Raw genomic sequence first — 17,409 nt, 5'->3', positions numbered from 1 at the left:
GGCGGCTTCGGTCCGGCCCTTTAGTTTGACATTAACCATGCTGCGGCAGACTGACTGCGTCCGGCACGAATTTGTCTCGTCAGGGCAATCGGATAGGCGATTCGTTGAAAGGGCGGGGGCTTTTGTTTCGGGGCGGCGCTCAGGATCTGGCATCGGAAGGGCTCGCCGCTGGCGGCGGTCGCGCCCTCGCGCTTGTCCGGCCAGCCCGATTCCCCCAATTCGACCGGCTGATCGATAGCCCGCTCGGCACCGCCGTCGACCGGCTGGCCGGGGCAGATCTCGTCGTCGATCTCGGCGCCCGCATCGGATCGCGCGAATGGTTCCGCGGGCTGTTCACCTGCTTGTCATTGTGCACCGCGGCCGGACTCATGGTTCCCGATTTCCGGCCGATTCGCCTGCCGGCCGAGCCGCAGATGGGCGCCGCGCAATATGAGCAGGCGCGCACCCTCGCCATAGCGCCGCTCGCGCTCGGCGCCGACACCGGCCGCCGGCTTGCCCCCAGTGCGCAGGTCGAAACGCTCGATGACACGCCCGAACGCCCGCGCGTCGAACTCACCGCAACGCTCGGGCAGGGTGATGGCTTCGCCCGCGTCCTCGAACGCGCGGGTGTCGCGCGCAGCGAAGCCGCACAGGTGGCCACGCTGGTCGACCGGACGGTTCCGCTGGACGATCTGCGTGCCGGGACAAGAATGGACCTCGTGCTGGGCCGGCGCGAGTCCAAGCGCGATGCGCGGCCGCTGGAAAATCTCGCATTCCGCGCCCGCTTCGATCTCAAGCTCGCGGTAGAGCGCGTCGACGGCGCGCTCCGGCTTCAACGGATCCCGATCCGCGTCGACAACACGCCGCTGCGCATCCAGGGCCGTGTCGGCTCCAGTCTTTACCGCTCCGCGCGCGCCGCCGGTCTGCCTGCCGGCGCGATCGAGACCTTCATCAAGGCGGTGTCGCAGAAGCTGTCGATGCGCAGCATCGGCTCGGACGCGCGCTTCGACGCGATCGTCGAGCATGCCCGCGCGGAGACTGGTGAGGTCAAGGTCGGTGAACTGCTCTATGCGGGTGTCACCGAAGGCAAGAAGAAGGTCCAGATGCTGAAATGGACCACCGGCGGGCGCCAGCAATGGTATGAAGCCTCCGGTGTGGGCGAGAGCAAGGGCGTCATGCAGCGCCCGGTACTCGGTCATCTGACCTCGACCTTCGGGATGCGGATGCATCCCATTCTCGGTTATTCGCGGATGCACCAGGGGGTCGATTTCGGCGCTCCCATGGGCGCGCCAATCGTCGCCGCTACCGATGGTGTCATCGCTTTTGCCGGGCGTCATGGCGGCCATGGCAATTATGTCCGGATCAGCCATTCGGGCGGAATCGCGACCGGCTATGCCCATATGAGCCGCATCATCGCCCGCGTCGGCGAGCGTGTCCGGCAAGGGCAACTGATCGGCTATGTCGGATCGACCGGGCTCTCGACCGGGCCGCATCTTCATTATGAGATGTACCGTGAGGGCCGGCCGATCAATCCGACCTCGTTGAAATTCACGACTGTCCAACAGCTGTCCGGGCGGGAGCTTGCCAGTTTCCGGGCCAAGTTGAGCAATCTGCTGGCGGTGCGCGTAGCGGGCCCCGTCGTCGCATCCGAAACGCCTGAAAAGAGCGCCGAAGCAGGCGATCGCACCAAGCCCCGCAAGGGCTGATCCGCCTAAGGTAAAATCTGTGCAGGACGTCGCGGAATCGCGCGTCGCCGCTTTCGCGACGCCCTGCGCAGGGCTAGGCTGACACCTCCGCAGCAGGAGGCGTTTCATGGTCGACGGACAGGGTATCTTTCTGGGTGGCAGTCCCTCGGGCTCTTCGATCGACCCGCAATATCTGAACCTCAGGCGCGCCAATCGCCACGGCCTGATCGCTGGCGCCACCGGCACCGGCAAGACCGTCACCTTGCAGGGCATTGCCGAGAATTTCTCGGCGGCGGGCGTGCCCGTGTTCATGGCGGACGTGAAGGGCGATCTGTCGGGCATGGCCATGGCGGGGTCACCGATGGCGAAGAATGCCGACAAGTTGGTCGCGCGGGCTGCGGACATCGGGATGGAAGGCTTCGGCTGGCGCGACAACCCGGTGATCTTTTGGGATCTTTATGGGGAGCAGGGTCACCCGATCCGCACGACCGTCTCGGAAATGGGGCCGCTGCTCCTCGCGCGGCTGATGAATCTGAACGAGGTGCAGGAGGGTGTCCTCAACATCGCCTTCCGTCTGGCCGACGAGGAGGGGCTTTTGCTGCTCGACCTCGGCGATCTGCAGGCCATGCTAGTCCATTGCGCGGAACAGGCCGACGCGTTGTCGGCGCGCTATGGCAATGTCAGCAAGGCGAGCGTCGGGTCGATCCAGCGTCAGCTGCTCCAGCTGGAAAGTCAGGGCGGCGGACATTTTTTCGGGGAGCCCGCGCTGGCTATCGAGGATTTCCTGGGCGTCGACGATCAGGGGCGCGGCTATGTGAATATCCTCGCCGCCGACAAGCTGATGCAGAGCCCCAAGCTCTACGCTACCTTCCTGCTCTGGCTGCTGAGCGAACTGTTCGAGGTGCTCCCCGAGGTCGGCGACCCGGACAAGCCGAAGCTCGTCTTCTTCTTCGATGAGGCGCATCTCCTTTTCGACGACGCTCCGAAGGCGCTGACCGACAAGATCGAGCAGGTGGTGCGCCTGATCCGGTCGAAAGGTGTCGGGGTCTATTTCGTGACCCAGAATCCGATCGACATCCCCGAGGATGTCGCCGGCCAGCTCGGCAACCGCGTACAGCACGCCCTGCGCGCCTTCACTCCGCGCGATCAGAAGGCGATCGCAGCGGCGGCCGAGACCTTCCGGATCAACCCCGACCTCGACGTCGCCCGGGTTATCACCGAATTGAAGGTCGGCGAGGCGCTTGTCTCTGTTCTGCAGGAGGACGGCAGCCCGTCGATCGTGCAGCGGACCCTGATCGCCCCTCCGGGATCGCGGCTCGGACCGGTCGATGCGCGCGAGCGGGCGTTGATGCTGTCCACCTCGCCGGTCGCGGGAAAATATGACGAGGCGATCGACCGGGAGTCGGCCGAAGAGATATTGGCGGCGCGCGCGGACGCCGCCATCGCAGCAGCGGGCGCCGCAAAGGCGCAGGTCGAGGCCGACAAGGCTGCGGCGACCCAAGCCAAGCTGGAAGCCAGGCAGCGCGAAGCAGAGGCACGGGACAATGTGCGTCGGCAGGCGGCGGCTGAGCGGGAGGCAGCGAAACCCGGCGCTGTGGAGAAAGCGCTGCAGTCGGCGACCCGTGCGGCGGCGTCCTCGATCGGGCGCCAGATCGCCAATGAAGTCGGTCGCGCCGTCCTCGGCGGCGGTCGGCGGCGGGGGGCCTCGGGCGGTATTGCCGGGCAACTGGTGCGCGGCATCCTCGGCGGTCTGTTCAAGTGACGAAAAATGCGATGCTACGGTCAGGGGCAGGCGGGGCCATCCACGTTACAGCGCTTGCGGAGGCTGGCCAACTGCCATGCTTTCGTTGAGGCAATCTGCGGTGAACGCGACGGCAGAGCCAGGCAAGAAGCTCGGGGTCCTTTTTGGTTCGGACAACCAGCATGGCAAGCTCCGGCCCGGTGAGGATCGACGAAACGCGGGAGGCACAACCGATATTCGTCTGCTCCAGTCGGGCGACGGGGACGACTTCGTCCGCTTGAACATTCCGGTCAATTTCCAGCGGCTGAAGGCGCGCCCGTCCCTCGCCGGGATTGGCGTGGTCCTCAACCTGATCACCGACGCGGACATCAATCCTGTCGTGCTGGGCTATGCCGAACGTTTCCTCAAAGGGTTCCAGGGGCGGGTGCTCAATCGTCCCGAGCATGTGTTGCAAACGCAGCGGGACAAGATCGCGGCACGCATGACCGGGATCGACGGTCTGGTCGTCCCACCCGTGGCCAGATTCAAGGGGCGTCCCAATCTCGCCGTTGCGGCGATCACCCAGGCTGAGGTGGGCTTTCCTGCGATCCTCCGCATGGCCGGTCGCCATGATGGACAGATTTGCGGGGTTTGTGCAGATATGGACGGGGTGCTGCGGCAGGTCGATCCGAAACAGACTTACTATCTCACACAGTTCTTCGATATCCGGCAGCCGACCGGTCTGTTTCGCAAATTTCGAGTGTTCTATTTCGGTGACCGCGCCGTCATCCGGCACCGGCTCGTGTCGGATCACTGGAATGTCCACGGTCCGGACCGCGAACGGGTGATGCCTCACCTATCCGACGAAATCGCTGAGGAAAAGCGGGTCGTAGAAGGCGGGCTGTCGGCTCTGCCGGGCGAGGTCCAGCGGATATTGCGCGATATCCGCGCGCGTATGCCCCTCGATTTCTTCGGGGTCGATTTCGACATCCTGGCCGATGGCCGGGTGATCCTGTTCGAGGCGAACGCCACGATGATGTTCTTTCCGATTTCTACCGACCCGCGCTTCGCCTTTGGGCACAAAGCCCGCGAACAGGCTACCGCTGCCTATGATGCAATGATCGCCGGCTGACACGATCAGCTGTGTGGAGGTCAGCGTCTCTGGTTGCGCCAGCGGGCGATCACCTGCTCGACCAGTGCGTCCTCGTCTCCGCCGCGCTTCCACAGGTCCGAGAAGAGCGGATCATGCGATGCGGGGCGGAGTTCCGGAGCGAGATCGTCGAAGGCGACGCGGATCGGAATCGGAACGCCTTCGCCGCAGATGATTGCCTCGCGGTTGCGCAGTGCGGGAATGGTGTCGAGGAAGCCGCGCGCGCCTTCGGGCATGGCCGCGCGCACGAACGCCTGATCGCGTTCGTTGTTGAGACGCATCGCGATGATCGTGCCGCATTGCGACAGAACGCCTTCTGCAAGGTCCGACGGACGCTGCGTCACCAGCCCGAGCGAAACGCCATATTTGCGGCCTTCCTTGGCGATCCGCTCGAGAATGCGACGGACCGGCCCGCTGTTCTGCTGCCGGTCCGAGGGGACGTAACGGTGCGCTTCTTCGCAGACGAGGAGGATCGGATGTTCGGCGCTGTTCCGCGCCCAGATCGCATAGTCGAACACGCAGCGCGCGAGCACCGACGCCACGACCGAGGTGATTTCTGACGGGACCCCCGACACATCGATGACCGAGATCGGCCGGCCCTCTCCGGGCAGGCGGAAGATGCGCTTTATGAAGCTCTTCATGCTGTCGCCCACCAGCATGCCCGAGAACATGAAATGGTAGCGGGGATCGGACCGGATTTCGTCGATCTTGTGCTTCAGGCGCAGATAGGGCGCGTTGCTCGACGCCTTCTCCAGCTTCCCCATTTCGGTCTGGATGATGGTCGTCAGATCGGAGAGCACATAGGGGATCGGGCTGTCGACGGTGATCCGGGCCACGCCCTCTGCCGCGCGGTTGCGCTGGCGCGCGGCAAGCAGGCACTTGGCGAGGATATCGGCATCCATCTGCCGTTCGGCCCCGCTGGTGGTGAGCAGCACTTCGCAATGCTCCTCGAAGTTCATCAGCCAATAGGGCATCGCCAGATTGGCCACGCCATAGGCCGCGCCGACGCTGTCGAAAGCCGCCGCATATTCCCCGTGCGGATCGATCATCACGATATGACCATGGGGTGCCATGTCGCAGATCCGGTGCAGGATCAGCGCGGTCGCGGTCGACTTGCCGGTGCCGGTCGATCCGAGCAGCGCAAAATGCTTGGACAGCATGGCGTCGACGAGCAGCGCTGCACGCGTCGCCTGGGTTGGGTGTACGGTGCCCACTTCGATGTTGGGAATGTCCCGGGCCGAGAATATCGCGTCCATGTCGGCGGTCGAAACGCCCGTCACTACCGTTCCCGGAAGCGGGAAGCGTGTTACCCCCCGGCGAAAGGCGGTCAACCGGCCTGCGGCGTCGCGGTCTCCTTCCCCTAGAAAGGCGATATGAGCAAATACGCCCTGCGCATCATGGTCGAGCGCATGGACGGTTGCGATCACGCTGCGGCTGGCGACGGCCATAGCGAGCATCGAGCCGATTTCGCCGGCCATCGCCAGCGCACTATCGTCATTCCCGACGAGCAGGTCGACGCCTCGCCCGTCGAGCCGGATGCGGGCACCCCCGCCCGAAACGGCCTCGACTCGACCGAGCGTGATGTCTCCGATCCCGCTGGCCGGCTGCAGGTCGCGCGTCATCTCATTCATGTATCAAGTGTCCCGATCCGTTGCCGGGGGTCTAGCGACGGGCGGTTAACAAAGCCGCCAATGCGCGCAGTATCTCGCTATTCGCGAAGCCGCCTGAAAGCTACGCTGGCAGCCCAGCCGAGCGCGAGCGAGAGCAGGACGGCGGTCAGGCCGTAAAGGACTCCGTGGCGTTCGGCGGCGCGCGCGACGAAAGCCTCCATGCCCGACTTGTGGATTTCGATTTCGCGGGTCGCGGCGGCAACCACCCGACCGCGTTCGATCAGGAAGGTCTCAGCGGTGTAACGCCCAACCGGCACGCGCGCCGGGATGGCGATGCGGGCGCGATAGAGTACGCCTTCGCTGATCTCGACGCCCCGGTCGGTCTCGGAATAATAGCCGCCGCGCCGCTTGAGTTCGATCAACCCCTCCTCGAAGCGCTGGTCCTCGGCAAGGTTGCCCGAGCTGGCGGGCGACAGCTGCAGATTGTCGATGCCCAGCTCGTAGATGACTGCCGTGCGCTGGTCGACGAGCTGCGCGATCGGGCGCGATGAGGCGAGGGCGTAGAAGGATGGCACCGAGCGAAAGTCGCTGCTGTCCGCGTTGATCCACATGCCCGCGATCTTGCGCTTCTCACGTACCAGCACCGGCTCGGACGGTCCCTTCACCACGACCGCGATCTGGGCATCGTCGCTGGGCGTCCGCCCGCCGGGGTACAGGATCGCCCCGAACAGCAGCAGTTCGGCACCAGTGAAGCTGTAAATAATCTCGATCTTGCGTTGCGATACGTCGGGGACGAGCTTGGGGCTCGACGCCGCGATCAGGACCGGCGCGAGGCAGGCGAGCAGCAGCCTCCTCATAGCGGCTGCACCGTGAAGATCTCGGGCGGTCGCCAGGTCAGGCCCAGCAACATGCGGATCGCGACGACGAGGACGATGAAGGCGAGCGCGAGACGCAGATATTCCGGCTTCATCTTCAGCGCCATGCGCGTGCCGATCTGTGCGCCGGTCACGCTGCCGACCAGCAAAAGTGCGGTCAGCACGAGGTCGACCGCGCGGGTTGTCAGGGCATGGACCATCGTCGTTGCCGCCGTCACGAACAGGATCTGGAACAGGGAGGTGCCGACGACGACGCGCGCCGACATGCCGAGGATGTAGATCATCGCCGGCACCAGAATGAAGCCGCCGCCGACGCCCATCAGCACGGTCATGACCCCGGTAGCGAGGCCCAGCAGGAAGGGTGCGAGCGGCGAGATGTAGAGGCCCGACCGGTAGAAGCGCCAGCGGAACGGCATCATGGCGATCAGCGGATGGTGGCGACGACCGCTTGCCGGCGGCGCGACCCCGCGCCATTGGGCCTGCAGCGAGCCGATCGCGTCCTTGGCCATCACGATGCCGATGCTGCCGAGCATCAGGACATACATGACGTTCACGACCGTATCGATCTGACCGATGTCCTGCAGCAGGCGAAACAGGAAGCCGCCCAGGAGCGAGCCGATCGCGCCACCTGCGACCAGCACGCCACCCATCTGATAATCGACCCCGCCGCGTGTCCCATGGGCCAGCACGCCCGATACGCTGGCGCCGGTGATCTGCGGGGCAGAGGAGGCGACGGCAACGGCCGGGGGAATGCCGTAGAAGATCATCAGCGGCGTGGTCAGAAATCCGCCGCCGACGCCGAACATGCCCGACAAAATGCCCACCAGGCCGCCCAGACCGATGATCACCAGGATGTTCACCGACAATCCGGCAATGGGCAGGTACAGATCCATGACAGCAGGGCTAAAGCATTTTCGCCCATCGGGGAAAGGCCCAAGCGCCGATTGCGGCCGGTTTCGGCCTGTGATCGGGGCGTTCCGAGGGGCGGCCTCTTGCCCAGCGCGCCGGTGCAGGGCTATGCAGGGTCATGGTTCCCTTTTCGTTCTGTTCGGTCGATCTGTTGGCGCTCGGCGAAGGCGGGCTGTTTCACACGCCCACCGCGAGCCTGCTGTTCGCAGATCTCCATCTCGAAAAGGCGAGCAGCTATGCGCGGCGCGGACAGATGCTGCCGCCCTATGATTCGATCGAAACGCTCCGCCGCGTCCTGGCGCTGGTCGAGCGCACGGAGGCGAAAGCCGTCTATTGTCTGGGCGACAGCTTCCACGACCGCAGGGGCAGCGAACGCCTGGCCGACGAGGCGCTCGGGCTTCTCGCCCTGCTGACGGCGCGGACCCGCTGGACCTGGATCGTCGGCAACCATGACCATGCCATCGCAGATCCCCTCGGCGGCCATATCGTCGCCGAGGCGGAACTGGCCGGGCTCGTGCTGCGCCACGAGGCCGATCGCCATGATTCTCGCCCGGAGATCTCGGGCCATTATCATCCGCGCTATATGGTGACGCTGCGCGGGCGGCGAGTGTCGCGGCCCTGTTTCGTGATTGGCGCGACCAAGCTGATCCTGCCGTCCTTCGGCGTGTTGACCGGCGGGATGGATGCAGCCGATCCCGTCATTCTGGGGACGGTTGGAGTCGGCGCACGGGCGCTGATCCCGGTTCAGGAGCGGCTACTGGGATTCCCGCTGGCCGCCTGAGGCCAGCCGGTCAGCCTTTCGGGTAGACCATCACCGGCTGTTTGCGGAACCGCTCCGGGAAGGCGACGCGCAACGCCTCGACCTTGGGCAGGTCGTTATAGACGATATAGGGATAGTCCGGTTTCCGTAGCAGGAAGTCCTGATGATAGCGCTCGGCCGGATAGAAGCCGCGATAGCGCTCGACCTTGGTCACGATCGGGGCCTTCCACAGCCGCGCTGCCGACAGCTGGGCGATATAGGCCTCTGCCGTCGTGCGCTGCGCCGGCGTCGTCGGGAAGATTGCGGTGCGATACTGGCTGCCGCGATCGGGCCCCTGCCGGTTGAGCGTCGTCGGGTCGGCCACCAGCGCGAAGAAGATGCGCAACAGCGTACCATAGCTGACCTTGGACGGATCATAGGTGACACGCACCGCCTCGGCATGGCCGGTGCTGCCTGATCCCACCGCTTCATAATTGGCGGTCTGCGCCGATCCGCCCGAATAGCCGGAGACGGCGGATTGCACGCCTTCGACATATTGGAACACGCCCTGCACGCCCCAGAAGCATCCGCCGGCAAAAATGGCGGTCGCTGTCGCCGCGCGATCGGCGGGATCTACCGCAGGCGCTGGAACGCGAACAATGGGGCCGGGCGCCACTTTGGGCGCCGGGGCGACAGCCGGGCTGCGCGTCGCCATCGTTCCGGCTGCGGCCAAAAGGAGTACGCCAGCGCAAATGCCCGCGATCATCGGCCGGTTAGGACTGTCCGTCAAAAGGTCATCCTTTTTTCGATCCTGTGACGATTATGTCACACAGATGGAGAGCCGCCAACCGGATTCAATCCTGACGACGTTTGCGATCGTGCCGGGATGGAGCAGCACGACCGCGCCCTCCCCGATGCGGGGAGGGCGGGAAATCATCAGGCGAGCGCCGCGCAAGCGGCCTGGATACGGGTGCAGGCTTCGGTCAGGATCGCTTCCGACGTTGCGTAGCTGACGCGGAAGGCCGGCTCGAGGCCGAAGGCCGCGCCATGGACGGCGGCGACGCGGTGATCGTCGAGGAAATAGTCGATCAGGTCGGCGTCGTTCGCGATCGTCTTGCCGGTCGGGGTCTTGAGGCCGATCAGTCCGGACACGTCCGGATAGACATAGAAGGCGCCTTCGGGGCGAGGGCAGTTGATGCCCTTTGCTTCGTTCAGCATCGAGACGACCAGGTCGCGGCGCTTCTGGAAGGCGACGGCCCGCTCAGCCAGGAAGGACTGGTCGCCGTTCAGTGCGGCGGTCGCCGCCGCCTGTGCGATCGAGCAGGGGTTGGAGGTCGACTGCGACTGCAGCTTCGACATCGCCTTGATCAGCGGCGCCGGACCACCGGCGAAACCGATGCGCCAGCCGGTCATCGAATAGGCCTTGGAGCAGCCGTTGACCGTCAGCGTACGCTCGTAGAGGTCGGGTGCGACCTGCGCGATCGTCGCGAACTCGAAGCCGTCGTACAGGATGTGCTCGTACATGTCGTCGGACATGATCCAGACATGCGGATGGCGGCGCAGCACCTCGGCGATCGCCTTGAGTTCGTCGGCGCTATAGGCGGCGCCGCTCGGGTTCGAGGGCGAATTGAGCAGCAGCCACTTGGTCTTGGGAGTGATCGCCGCCTCGATCTGCTCGGGGGTGATCTTGTAAAGCTGGTCGGCGCCGGCGCGGATAAACACCGGCGTGCCGCCCGCGAACTGGACGATGTCCGGATAGCTGACCCAATAGGGCGCCGGAATGATCACCTCATCGCCCGCCGAGACGGTCGCGACGAGCGCGTTGAACAGCGTGTGCTTGCCGCCGACATTGACGCTGATCTGCGAGGCTTCGTAGGTCAGGCCGTTGTCGCGCTTGAACTTGGCGGCGATTGCCGCCTTCAGCTCCGCAGTGCCGTCGACATTCGTATATTTGGTCTGGCCCTTGCGGATCGCCTCGATCGCGGCTTCCTTGACGAAGTCGGGCGTGTCGAAGTCTGGCTCGCCTGCCGAAAGGCCGATCACATCGATGCCCTTCGACTTCAGCTCGAGCACCCGGCTCGTCATGGCGAGCGTCGGCGAGGGCGAGATGCGGTTGAGGGCAGGTGCGATGAGGCTCATGGCGAGGCGCTTTCCTGTTGCTGCGCTGATGGAAACGGCCGCGCTATAGGGGAGAGGGGGCTCTGCCTCAACCTCCGTTGTGCGCCGCCGCAACGAGGCGCGCCGCGATGAGGCCCCGCAGCGAATTGCCGATGAAGAAGCCGTCGGCGAGATCCGCGGCGGTCAGTCGCGTCTCGTAAGCGCGTCCCTCTTCGATCAATCGCTCGCGCAATATACCGGGGAGCAGCCCACCGCCGGCCGGCGTCGCCAGGCGGTCGCCGCTTGGCACGAAGATGTTGGTGAAACTGCCTTCGGTCAGGCTGCCGTCCGGCAGGCGGAACGCTATCTCGAACGTCCCGGCGGCTCTTCGCGGCGCGTCGTAGAAGTCCCGGTCGGTGGTCTTGTGGACCAGCCTGATGTCACCGGCGGGGACGGGGAGATCGGCCAGCGCCACATCGACCGGCTCGACCGGCCTGGGCGGCAGGCTCCGCACTTCGATCGCGATTGCGCCGCTGCGACCCAGCAGCAACCGCACCCGGGCATCGTGGGTCAGGCGGAAGGTCGCGGCCTGAAGTTCGTTGCGGCAATCATGCCGGTTGAACCGGAAGCCGAGGCTGTCGGCGCTGCGGCGCATCCGCTCCAGATGGCGTTCGAGTTCGACGAATCCGTCGAGCGCCTCGAAACGCATCGTTTCGATGAGGTCGAACCCCGTCGACGCCATGACTGTCCGCTGCTCCCTGCCGCTCCAAAGGGCGGCGCTCATTGCCCTGCCTCTCCTATGGTGCGAAACCGTCGCGAGCAAAAGCTCTTATCGCCATATGTCCGATCGCGGGCCAGAGGCCTGGGTCACGCGCCATATTGCATCTGGCTCGCCGCACCGCCATGTCGGCTCCATGACCAATGACGCCACTCCGCCGCTCAAGGCCGCCATCGTGCCGGTCACGCCCCTGCAGCAGAACTGCACCTTGATCTGGTGCACCAGGACGATGAAGGGCGCGTTCGTGGACGCCGGGGGCGACCTCGAACGGCTGAAGGCCGCTGCCGCCCAGCACGGCGTGACGATTGAAAAGCTGCTGGTGACCCATGGCCATATCGACCATTGCGGCGGCACCGGAATTCTGGCCGAGCAACTCGGCGTGCCGATCGAAGGGCCACACCCTGACGATCGCTTCTGGATCGCGCGGCTGGATGATGATGGTCGCAATTATGGTATCGAGGGGCGGGCGTTCGAACCCGATCGCTGGCTCGACGACGGCGACAAGGTCACTGTCGGCGATCTCGAACTCGACGTGATCCATTGCCCGGGCCACACGCCCGGTCACGTCGTCTTCCACCATGCCCCGTCGAAACTGGCGCTCGTCGGGGACGTGTTGTTCCAGGGGTCGATCGGCCGGACCGACTTTCCGAAGGGCAACCACGCCGATCTGATTGCGTCGATCACGGGTAAACTGTGGCCGCTGGGCGGTGCCACCGCCTTCGTCCCCGGCCACGGGCCGATGTCGACCTTTGCCCATGAGCGGGCCAGCAACCCCTTCGTGGCTGACCGCGTCATTGCCGCCTGAAGGCGGGAGCGGCACGGCCGCCGCTCCCCGGATGGGTCATTGGCCTGGCGTCAGTCCGTCGTTGGTGACGGTCGTGACCATGCCGTTCTTGGTCGTATAGGGGATGGTCAGCGCATAGCCGGCCAGAGCCAGGGTGACGATGAAGCTGATGAGGACCCCGGCGGCGCGAAGCACGTTGGGGGTCTGTCGATCCATGCCGAACGGGTGAAGCACGCGACCGGCTATATATATGATGCCGGCACCCCACAGCCAGTTCTGCGTCCCCTGGGCGAATTCGATCAGCGCCATCAGGATCAGCACGATCGGCGTATACTCGATGAAGTTGGCCTGTGCGCGCATCCGCGCCAGCAGCAGCGGCTTGCCGCCGTCGCCGATCAGCACCTTGTCCTTGACGCGGATCGTCGCGATGCGGATGGCAAGCCATATGTTCAGGATGGCAGCGGCGCCGGCGATCGTCAGCGTGATAGGCAGGATCATATCCCCTCCTTGGTTGGAAGCGCGTTGATTGGCAGGTCGTACCGATACTTGCAACGCGGAGCGAAATCGCTATAGGTCGCGCGCTCGCGACGAGCCCGACCCCCTACAGGGTTCCGGGCGTTCGTCGCTTTATTTGTTTAGCTAGGAACAGGTGCCGACATGGCCGTCCCCAAGAGAAAGACCTCGCCCTCTAAGCGCAACATGCGCCGCAGCCACCACGCGCTGTCGGTGGAAGCGTTCCAGGAGTGCCCGAACTGTGGCGAGCTGAAGCGCCCGCACAACCTCTGCAACGCCTGCGGTCACTATAACGGCCGCGAGATCCTCTCGGTCGAGGCCTGACCAAGGCCTTATCCGGGGGATGACCGTGGACGAAGCACCGCGAATCGCCATTGACGCGATGGGCGGTGACGGTGGGCCGGCGACGATCGTTGCCGGTGTCGCCCTTGCTCGCCAGCGTGATCCATCATTGCGATTCACCCTGTTCGGCGACGATGCCGCGCTGCGCGCGGAGTTGCGTCGCCACTCGGGCATGGCCGATTCGGACGTCGTACACTGCGCCGACGTGATCACTGGCGATGACAAGCCGAGCCAGGCGATTCGGCGGTCCAAGACCAGCTCGATGGGAGCCGCGATCCAGGCCGTGAAGGCCGGGGAGGCGGCCGCTGCTTTGTCCGCCGGCAACACCGGCGCCTTGATGGCAATCGCGAAGCTGTCGCTGCGGACGATGCATGGCATCGACCGGCCGGCGCTCGCCGCGCTCTTGCCGACCTTGGGCGAGCGCGATCTGGTGATGCTCGATCTGGGCGCCAACACCGATTGCGACGCGCGGAACCTCGTCGAGTTCGCCGTCATGGGCGCCGCCTATTCGCGTCTCGCTCTCGGTACCGTGCAGCCTCGCGTCCGGCTCCTCAACATTGGCACCGAGGAACTCAAGGGCACCGGCGAGCTCAAGGATGCTGCGGCCCAGCTGCGCCAGCAGACCGGTAGCGGTTGGCGCTTCGACGGGTTCATCGAAGCCGACCGGCTCGGTCGGGGCGAGGCGGACGTCATCGTCAGCGACGGCTTTTCCGGAAATATCGCCCTGAAGTCGATCGAAGGCACGGCGCGTTTCATCACGGATCTGCTGCGCCGCGCCTTTTCCAGCTCGATTCGGTCCAAGGCGGGGTTCCTGCTGTCCAAGCCGGCATTCCAGCTTCTGCGCCATCATCTCGACCCCAATAATCACAATGGTGCCGTCTTCCTCGGCCTGAACGGGCTGGTGGTCAAAAGTCATGGCGGCGCCGACGAGAAGGGAATCGCCAATGCGATCAGCCTTGCCGCCAAGATCGCCCGCGAGGACCTCACCCGTCGGATCACCGACGATCTCGAGGATTTCCGGGGCAGCGTCGTACAGCCGGAAGATGTCGCATGAACGCTGAGCGGATGCGTCGCGCCGTCATCGCAGGCACGGGCTCGGCCCTGCCGCGCCGTCAGGTAACCAATGCGCAGCTCGCGGAAACGGTCGATACGTCCGACGAATGGATCGTCGAGCGGACCGGCATACGCATGCGGTACATCGCCGGAGAAGGGGAGACCACCTCCTCGCTGGCCACCGACGCCGCCCGGCGCGCCATCGAGAGCGCAGGGATCGAGCCGTCGGCGATCGACCTGATCATCCTGGCTACGGCCACGCCTGATCAGACCTTCCCCGCGTCGGCCACGATCGTGCAGACCGCACTCGGCATCGACGATTGCGTGTCCTTCGACGTGCAGGCTGTCTGCTCTGGTTTCCTCTACGCGCTGTCGGTCGCCGACAGCATGATCAAGAGCGGTGCTGCCCGTCACGCACTGGTGATCGGCGCCGAGACGTTCAGCCGCATCCTCGACTGGGAAGACCGCACGACCTGCGTTCTGTTCGGCGACGGCGCGGGCGCGGTCGTGTTGCGCGGCGAAGACAGCGAATCCGGCGTGCTGGCAACCCGGCTCCATGCCGATGGGCGGCATAACCAGCTGCTCTATGTCGATGGCGGTCCGTCGACCACGCAGACCGTGGGCAAGCTCCGCATGAAGGGCCAGGAGGTCTTCCGCCATGCGGTGACCAACCTCGCCGAAGTGCTGCGCGAAGTTCTGGCGGCGGCCGACCTGACCGTCGCCGATATCGACTGGGTCGTTCCGCACCAGGCCAATCGCCGCATTCTTGACGCTACGGCCCGCAAGCTCGGCCTGCCGGCCGAGCGCGTCGTCATCACCGTGGATCAGCATGCCAATACGTCGGCGGCCTCGGTTCCGCTCGCGCTCGACACGGCCGTCCGCGACGGTCGCATCAAGCGCGGTGACCTGCTGGTGCTGGAAGCCATGGGCGGCGGATTTACGTGGGGTGCCGCTGCGATACGCTATTGAAGCCCTTGGAATCGGCTTTGATTCGTGCGCTACTGTACGTAAGATAATCGATATGTAACCGACCGGGGGGTTCTATGGCGTTGGATGGGGGCACTTTGACGCGGGCGGATCTGTCCGAAGAGGTCCATCGCGAGATCGGCCTTTCGCGCGCCGACTCGGCGGCGGTCGTCGAACAGATCCTCGAGCATATGAGCTCTGCTCTGGCGCGCGGCGAGAATGTGAAGATTTCCGGCTTCGGAAGCTTCATCCTTCGCCAGAAGGGAGAACGGATCGGTCGCAACCCCAAGACCGGGGTAGAGGTGCCGATCGCACCGCGGCGTGTTCTCACCTTCAGGGCCAGCCAGATGCTCCGCGATCGGATCGTTGCGGGGAATTAAGGCTTTTTCTTGAATGACTTCTGCTGGTGAAAAATCCGACGACGCCTTTCGGACCATTGGGGAGCTATCGGCGGAGCTTGGTATCCAGCAGCATATCCTCCGCTATTGGGAGACGCGTTTCCCGCAGCTGAGGCCCCTGCAGCGTGCGGGCAACCGCCGCTATTATCGTCCCTCCGACGCTGCGCTGGTGCGTCGCATCCACAGTCTGCTCAACGAGCAGGGCTATACGATCCGCGGCGTCCAGAAACTGCTCTCGCAGAAGGCCCCCGTCGAAGAGGCATCGCCTGAACCAGCGTCCGAGACGATCCCCGTTCCGGCCGCTGCGCTCCCCGACTCGGATATGGAAGCTGTTGCCGAACCGGTGCGGACCGCTCCTATCGCTCCGCAGCCCGTACTCGTGGTCAATCAGACCTTGCCGTCGCCGGCACGGGTCGAATTGCTTGCCATTCGCGAAGCGCTGGTCGAGGCACTCGCCACCGACATGGACTGAGGCCCGCTGCCTCAGCTCTGGTCGGGACCGAGGCTGGGATCGAGATCGCGCGGGCGAACGAACAGCGACAGGGTGCCGCCATTGGGGCGGACATCGTCCCAGCGCTCCACCGGAAAGCTGATCTCCGCAAGGCTGGCGGTCGGGAATTTCTCCTCGACCTGGTCGCGGGCCTCGTCGTCGATCCGGTCGGGGACGAGCATCAGGACGAGGTCCTCGAGGCCCGGATTATGCCCGACGAGCAGCAGCGAATCATGGCGATCGTCGGTTTCCTGCACGACATCGAGCAGGGACACCGCTGAGGCGAGATAGATGCGCTTGTCCCAGGATGGCGCGATCGTCTCTCCGACGCCCTGCGCCAACTGCTCGATCGTCTCGACGCAGCGTATCGCCGGCGAGGACAGGACATGGTCATAGTGCAGGTCGTTGTCGCGCAGATATTGCCCGATACGCAGCGCCGCCCGCTTGCCGCGCGCATTGAGGGGCCGGTCGAAGTCGCGGGCGACGGGATCGTCCCAACCCGACTTGGCATGGCGCAAAAGCGTCAATTTCTTCACGGTAGCAGCACACTCCCTCGACCTCGGGCCGTGATGCCCGAAACAGGCGACGGAAGAAAGTCTGCTTGCGGCAGCTGTCCGTCTGCGGATCAGCGGTCGTCGTGACGGTCCTCATGCGCGCGATCGGCGAGTCCGGGCAGGAAGTCGCGGCTCGCTGAACCGATGCGGACTGAAGGCGGGGTATGGCGAACGGCCCCTTGCTGGCCCGCGATCCGCGCAATCGCCTCGTCGAGCGTCACGCGCAGCACGGGGACGCCGCCGGGAAAAGCGTCGAGGAGGCGCGATGGCGTGGCCGCGCCGAGCAGGACGAAATGGCCGCGGTCGCCGGCGCTGCGGATGAGCCGGCCGAAGGCCTGGCGCAGCCGGGCGCGGACGATGCGGTCGTCATAGACGCTGCCGCCGCCTGCCGCCTTGCGCGCGGCGTGGAGGACGGTGGGGCGGGGCCAGGGAACACCTTCCATCACCACCAGCCGGAGCGACTCGCCCGGCACGTCGACTCCGTCGCGCAGCGCATCGGTTCCGAGCAGCGACGCGCGGGGATCGTCGCGGAAGATGTCGACCAATGTACCGGTGTCTATGGGGTCGACATGCTGGGCATAGAGCGGCAGCCCGTCGCGGGCGAGCCGGTCGGCGATCCGTGCATGCACCGCGCGCAGGCAGGAGATCGCCGTGAACAGGCCCAGCGTCCCGCCGCCGGCCGCCGCGATCAGGCGGTGATAGGCCTGCCCCAGCTGCGCGACATCTCCGCGCTTCAGGTCGGTGACGACCAGCACCTCGGCGCTGGT

At 65.3% G+C, this 17,409-nt stretch carries 18 protein-coding genes and 1 pseudogene; 10 read left to right on the top strand and 9 right to left on the bottom strand.

The window, feature by feature from the left end; translation table 11 throughout:
- Positions 1-122: 122 nt before the first annotated feature.
- From KAY22_RS02485 to KAY22_RS02475, 3 genes are all read left to right on the top strand, one after another.
- A complete protein-coding gene (locus tag KAY22_RS02485) occupies positions 123-1,685 on the top strand; it encodes a M23 family metallopeptidase (RefSeq protein ID WP_296619585.1) in 1,563 nt (520 codons plus the stop codon).
- Between the two features lie 106 nt (positions 1,686-1,791).
- A complete protein-coding gene (locus tag KAY22_RS02480) occupies positions 1,792-3,426 on the top strand; it encodes a helicase HerA-like domain-containing protein (RefSeq protein ID WP_296619584.1) in 1,635 nt (544 codons plus the stop codon).
- Positions 3,427-3,526: 100 nt separating this feature from the next.
- Positions 3,527-4,516 (top strand): hypothetical protein, encoded by a 990-nt coding sequence (locus KAY22_RS02475; protein WP_296619582.1) that lies wholly within the window; start codon positions 3,527-3,529, stop codon positions 4,514-4,516.
- 20 nt (positions 4,517-4,536) lie between these two features.
- On the opposite strand, the gene KAY22_RS02470 is transcribed toward KAY22_RS02475, so the two are convergent.
- The 3 genes from KAY22_RS02470 to KAY22_RS02460 all read right to left on the bottom strand — a co-directional run bounded on the left by KAY22_RS02470 (position 4,537) and on the right by KAY22_RS02460 (position 7,912).
- Entirely contained in the window at positions 4,537-6,165 is a 1,629-nt protein-coding gene (locus KAY22_RS02470) for a DUF87 domain-containing protein (protein WP_296619580.1), read from the bottom strand.
- A gap of 77 nt (positions 6,166-6,242) precedes the next feature.
- Positions 6,243-7,001 carry a TIGR02186 family protein gene (locus KAY22_RS02465; RefSeq protein ID WP_296619578.1) on the bottom strand — a complete coding sequence of 253 codons (759 nt, stop codon included), beginning with the start codon at positions 6,999-7,001 and terminating at the stop codon, positions 6,243-6,245.
- Positions 6,998-7,912 (bottom strand): sulfite exporter TauE/SafE family protein, encoded by a 915-nt coding sequence (locus KAY22_RS02460; RefSeq protein WP_296619576.1) that lies wholly within the window; start codon positions 7,910-7,912, stop codon positions 6,998-7,000. Before KAY22_RS02460 ends, KAY22_RS02465 begins: the two co-directional genes overlap by 4 nt.
- 134 nt (positions 7,913-8,046) lie before the next feature.
- On the opposite strand from KAY22_RS02460, the gene pdeM reads away from it, so the two are divergent.
- A complete protein-coding gene (gene pdeM, locus KAY22_RS02455; protein WP_296619574.1) occupies positions 8,047-8,709 on the top strand; it encodes a ligase-associated DNA damage response endonuclease PdeM in 663 nt (220 codons plus the stop codon).
- Positions 8,710-8,719: 10 nt separating this feature from the next.
- On the opposite strand, the gene msrA is transcribed toward pdeM, so the two are convergent.
- The 3 genes from msrA to KAY22_RS02440 form a co-directional block, all read right to left on the bottom strand.
- Positions 8,720-9,457: a peptide-methionine (S)-S-oxide reductase MsrA gene (gene msrA, locus KAY22_RS02450; protein ID WP_296619572.1), complete on the bottom strand. Its 738-nt coding sequence runs from the start codon at positions 9,455-9,457 to the stop codon at positions 8,720-8,722.
- 146 nt (positions 9,458-9,603) lie between these two features.
- Positions 9,604-10,806 carry a pyridoxal phosphate-dependent aminotransferase gene (locus KAY22_RS02445; RefSeq protein WP_296619570.1) on the bottom strand — a complete coding sequence of 401 codons (1,203 nt, stop codon included), beginning with the start codon at positions 10,804-10,806 and terminating at the stop codon, positions 9,604-9,606.
- Positions 10,807-10,873: 67 nt separating this feature from the next.
- Positions 10,874-11,548, bottom strand: coding sequence for an aminotransferase class IV (locus KAY22_RS02440; RefSeq protein WP_296619568.1), 675 nt, complete (start codon positions 11,546-11,548; stop codon positions 10,874-10,876).
- 130 nt (positions 11,549-11,678) lie between these two features.
- Between KAY22_RS02440 and KAY22_RS02435 the strand changes: the two genes are divergently transcribed.
- The gene (locus KAY22_RS02435; RefSeq protein WP_296619565.1) at positions 11,679-12,347 is read left to right on the top strand and encodes an MBL fold metallo-hydrolase; all 669 of its coding nucleotides are present in this window, start codon (positions 11,679-11,681) and stop codon (positions 12,345-12,347) included.
- A gap of 36 nt (positions 12,348-12,383) precedes the next feature.
- On the opposite strand, the gene KAY22_RS02430 is transcribed toward KAY22_RS02435, so the two are convergent.
- Positions 12,384-12,824 (bottom strand): MAPEG family protein, encoded by a 441-nt coding sequence (locus tag KAY22_RS02430; RefSeq protein ID WP_296619563.1) that lies wholly within the window; start codon positions 12,822-12,824, stop codon positions 12,384-12,386.
- A 159-nt stretch (positions 12,825-12,983) separates the two neighbouring features.
- Between KAY22_RS02430 and rpmF the strand changes: the two genes are divergently transcribed.
- The 5 genes and pseudogenes from rpmF to KAY22_RS02405 form a co-directional block, all read left to right on the top strand.
- Positions 12,984-13,163 carry a 50S ribosomal protein L32 gene (gene rpmF / locus KAY22_RS02425; protein WP_296619560.1) on the top strand — a complete coding sequence of 60 codons (180 nt, stop codon included), beginning with the start codon at positions 12,984-12,986 and terminating at the stop codon, positions 13,161-13,163.
- A gap of 25 nt (positions 13,164-13,188) precedes the next feature.
- Positions 13,189-14,235 (top strand): phosphate acyltransferase PlsX, encoded by a 1,047-nt coding sequence (gene plsX, locus KAY22_RS02420; protein ID WP_296619659.1) that lies wholly within the window; start codon positions 13,189-13,191, stop codon positions 14,233-14,235.
- An 11-nt stretch (positions 14,236-14,246) separates the two neighbouring features.
- Positions 14,247-15,203, top strand: coding sequence for a beta-ketoacyl-ACP synthase III (locus KAY22_RS02415; RefSeq protein ID WP_296619658.1), 957 nt, complete (start codon positions 14,247-14,249; stop codon positions 15,201-15,203).
- Positions 15,204-15,277: 74 nt separating this feature from the next.
- Positions 15,278-15,580 (top strand): integration host factor subunit alpha, encoded by a 303-nt coding sequence (locus tag KAY22_RS02410; protein WP_296619559.1) that lies wholly within the window; start codon positions 15,278-15,280, stop codon positions 15,578-15,580.
- Positions 15,581-15,593: 13 nt separating this feature from the next.
- A pseudogene (locus KAY22_RS02405) lies at positions 15,594-15,845 on the top strand (MerR family transcriptional regulator); the annotation flags it as partial.
- A 236-nt stretch (positions 15,846-16,081) separates the two neighbouring features.
- Here the strand turns inward: KAY22_RS02405 and KAY22_RS02400 are convergent.
- Both KAY22_RS02400 and KAY22_RS02395 read right to left on the bottom strand, forming a co-directional pair.
- On the bottom strand, positions 16,082-16,624 hold the full coding sequence (locus tag KAY22_RS02400) for a histidine phosphatase family protein (RefSeq protein ID WP_296619556.1): 543 nt from the start codon (positions 16,622-16,624) through the stop codon (positions 16,082-16,084).
- 89 nt (positions 16,625-16,713) lie between these two features.
- A partial coding sequence (locus KAY22_RS02395) for a helicase C-terminal domain-containing protein (protein WP_296619554.1) occupies positions 16,714-17,409 on the bottom strand: 696 nt, incomplete at its 5' end.

The sequence above is a fragment of the Rhizorhabdus sp. genome (genome assembly GCF_018006725.1).
Lineage (GTDB): Bacteria > Pseudomonadota > Alphaproteobacteria > Sphingomonadales > Sphingomonadaceae > Rhizorhabdus.
The sequence above is the reverse complement of the archived record's forward strand: the minus strand, read 5'-3'. Positions and strand labels throughout refer to the sequence as shown.